This window comes from Brevundimonas sp. GN22, from assembly GCF_054824005.1.
Genome location: NZ_JSYD01000141.1, coordinates 1 through 921 on the forward strand (window position 1 = coordinate 1; position 921 = coordinate 921).

Annotated in this window: 1 protein-coding gene and 1 pseudogene; both read right to left on the reverse strand. The window is 64.5% G+C overall.

Going from position 1 to position 921, the window contains the following annotated elements; translation table 11 throughout:
- On the reverse strand, positions 1-675 hold a 675-nt coding region (locus OB03_RS14305; protein WP_461344610.1), incomplete at its 3' end, for an SDR family oxidoreductase.
- A 3-nt stretch (positions 676-678) separates the two neighbouring features.
- Positions 679-921, reverse strand: a pseudogene (locus OB03_RS14310) (hypothetical protein); the annotation flags it as partial.

The following is a 921-nucleotide window of genomic DNA, read 5'->3' on the forward strand; positions in this document are numbered from 1 at the left end:
GCGGACTTCCAGAACCATGCGATCGGTGTCGGCCTCGTCCAGCTTGCGCTTGATGGCCGACAGGCCGACGCGGGCGATGTCCTCGGGACGTTCCTTCTTGCCCTGAACCGAGGCCGCCATGCGTGTGTCGACCGAGCCGACGAACAGCGCCGTGACGGAAGTGCCCTGCGGTGCCAGTTCGGCACGGATGCAGGTCGTGGCGGCCTTCGCGGCGAACTTGGACGGGCTATAGCCGCCCATCACCGGCATGGCGCACAGACCACCGGCCGACAGCACGTTCACAATCGCTCCGCCGCCGTTGGCTTTCAGCACCGGCGCAAAGGCGCGCGACATGGACAGGACGCCGAAATAGTTGACCTCCATCTCCTCGCGCGCGGCGGCCATGGTATCGGCCCCGATCAGGCGCTGGTTCAGGAAGGCTCCGGCGTTATTGATCACAATCGATACGTCCGTGCATTGCGCTGCGGCCGCAGCAACCTGCTCTTCCTTGGTGACATCCAGAGCGATGGCGACAACCTTGTCGCCGAACTCGTCAACCAGGTGCTGGGCCGAGGCGGCGTTACGCGCACCGGCATAGACCTTGGCTGCGCCTTGCCCGATCAGGGCACGGACGAAGGCTTCGCCGATGCCGCGGTTCGCGCCCGTGACGATGGCCACGCTGTTAGCGATATCCATGGTTCAGGCTCCGACTTTGTACAGGGCGTCGTGCGGCTTCTTCGCCGCGCGAACCAGTTTGGACGGGTCCGGCGTGATCATGCCTGCACCCCAGTTTTCGGCCGATGCGCTGTCATGGTTCCATTCCCAAACGAGCGTGCGGCGGGCGATTTTCCACGCGCCGTCACGCTTTTCGAACTGGTCGATAGCGCGGGCCAGCGTGAAGGTGTCCAGCTCTTCGCCGTCCTTCTTCTTCATGCGGGCGAA